At 68.7% G+C, this 2,157-nt stretch carries 3 protein-coding genes and 1 pseudogene; all 4 read left to right on the top strand.

What is annotated here, in order from left to right; genetic code table 11:
• The coding region (locus EAO77_RS39155; protein ID WP_187283573.1) for a hypothetical protein at positions 1–244 on the top strand (244 nt) is incomplete at its 5' end.
• On the top strand, positions 241–888 hold the full coding sequence (locus tag EAO77_RS36155; RefSeq protein ID WP_147992533.1) for a WhiB family transcriptional regulator: 648 nt from the start codon (positions 241–243) through the stop codon (positions 886–888). The genes EAO77_RS39155 and EAO77_RS36155, both read left to right, overlap by 4 nt.
• A gap of 29 nt (positions 889–917) precedes the next feature.
• Positions 918–1,688, top strand: a complete 771-nt coding sequence (locus EAO77_RS36150) for a hypothetical protein (RefSeq protein WP_147992532.1) — start codon at positions 918–920, stop codon at positions 1,686–1,688.
• Positions 1,685–2,157 (top strand): annotated as a pseudogene (locus EAO77_RS36145) (single-stranded DNA-binding protein); the annotation flags it as partial. The gene EAO77_RS36150 and the pseudogene EAO77_RS36145, both read left to right, overlap by 4 nt.

Raw genomic sequence — 2,157 nt, 5'->3', positions numbered from 1 at the left:
CTCACCCGACCACCACAAAGCCACCCGCACCGTCACCTCACTCGCCAGAACACCCTCCGCACGCAGCAGACGCGTCGCCTCCACCAGCCGGCGACCCGACGCCTTCCACGCACCCGACAACGCCGGCCACACCAAAGCCCTCCGCAACACCGCCTGGGCCCTCGCCCGACACCACAAACTCCCCCACCTCCAACTCACCCCCAACCAGATCGCCCTTCTCGACCCCACAGGAGCCCTCTCATGACCACCACCAACACGCGCCGTCCCACGAGAAGCGCCGTCGAATGGCTGCCCGACGCCGTGTGCCGTACGACCGACCCCGAAGCCTTCTTCTCCGACGCCAGGCCGATGGTGGCCGCTGCTCGGGGGGTGTGCGTGAACTGCCCGGTGATCGCCGAGTGCCTGGTGCAGTGGATGGGCCGGGAGGAGCCGCTGTACCGGTGGGGTGTGGCGGGTGGTCTGTCGCAGGAGCAGCGGCGTGCCTTGTATGTGGAGGGGCTGCTGGGTGAGCGTCCGCAGTTGCCGGTGGCGCGCTGGTTGGCGTCCCCCGCGGGGTGGCCGGCGTTGTCGGGTGCGTGGAAGGCGTCGGGTCGCCGGCTGGTGGAGGCGACGCGTCTGCTGCGTGCGGAGGGTGTTCTGGCGAGTGAGGTGACGGTGCGGGTGGCTTTGTGGTGGTCGGGTGAGAGGGCGCCGCGGCTGGGTTTGGTGCCGTCGGGTTCGTCGGTGGCGCGTGCGGAGCGTATGGCTGTGTGTGAGGGCCAGGTTTTGTTGCGGTTGTCGGGGTTGGGGGTGTCTCGGCGGGATATGGCTGCGTATTTCGGTGCGCAGGAGCAGACGACGGTGAACGCGCTGCGGATCGCCCGGGCACGGCAGGAGGTCGCGGCGTGAGCACGTTGAGCGCGAAGGAGCGCGGAGACATGGTGGAAGACCTGCTGCCGGCAGCGGCGCACCTGGTGACCCTCGTACACGGAGACGGTGGTCCTCGTGATGTGCACCAGGCGCTGGCCAGCCTGAGCAGTAGCGACAAGGACGTTCTGCTGATCGTTCTCGCGGGGCTGGTGAACCCTGACCAGCCGATGAGTAAGGCGCTGGGCTGGCTGGACTTCAACGAGTTCGGGGAGGCCGTGGTGCCGGCGTGGGGGGCCAGCGAGACGTTGAGGGATCTGGTGCCTGAGCCCGTTGACGTTGAGGACGACTACGTCGACGGGGTGGCTGTGCAGCGGTATTTGGCGGGTGAGCAGGTCGCGGTCACGAAGTCGGAGCGGCTGGCGGCTGTGGTGCTGGCTGTGAGGCGGGGGATGTCGTACCTGCAGGTGGATCGGGTGCGTGGCTTGGCGGATGGTTCGACGGGTGTGTTCATCACCCGGTTGCGTGCGGCGTACAGGAAGGAGGGGCGGGAGTTCCCGGAGCTGCCGCAGGGGTCGTCGGGAGGGGTGCTGTCGCCGGAGCAGGTGGTGGAGATCCGTGAGCGTTCGGCAGCTGGTGCGAAGGATCTCGAGTTGGCGTTGGCGTTCGGGGTGCAGGCGGCCACGATTTCGGCGGTTTGTACAGGTCGGCGGTACGCGGAGTGCGGCGGGCCGATTCGTGTGAAGCGGGAGAACAGGCCGGATCGTGCATCTCGCACGGTTTGGGGGACGAGCACGCCGGGGTTCCTCGGTGATGGTGACGCGAAGGAGTTGGCGGCATGAGTGGCGAGACGGTGATCACGGTGGTCGGGAATCTGGTGGATGAGCCGGAGCTGCGGTTCACCTCGGCTGGGGCGGGGGTGTGCAGGTTCCGGGTGGCGTCGACGCCCCGCACTTTCGACCGGCAGACGAACGAGTGGAAGGACGGCGAGAGCCTGTTCCTGACGTGCTCGGTGTGGCGGCAGGCCGCGGAGAACGCGGCGGGTTCCCTGGCGAAGGGGATGCGGGTGATCGTGCAGGGCCGGCTGAAGCAGCGGTCGTACGAGGACCGTGAGGGGGTGAAGCGGACGGTGTTCGAGCTGGATGTCGACGAGGTGGGCGTGAGCCTGAAGAGTGCGACGGCGGTGGTGACGAAGGCTGGCGGGTCGGGTCAGGGGCGTGAGCGGTTCGAGGAGGCGCGGCGGGCGCAGGGGCGGGAGTCGGTGGGGGATCCGTGGTTGCAGTCTGCTTCGGGGCCGGCGTCGGGGTGGGT

The organism is Streptomyces sp. T39 (assembly GCF_008042045.1).
Taxonomy (GTDB): domain Bacteria; phylum Actinomycetota; class Actinomycetes; order Streptomycetales; family Streptomycetaceae; genus Streptomyces.
This window is presented reverse-complemented; position numbering and strand designations above follow the sequence as displayed.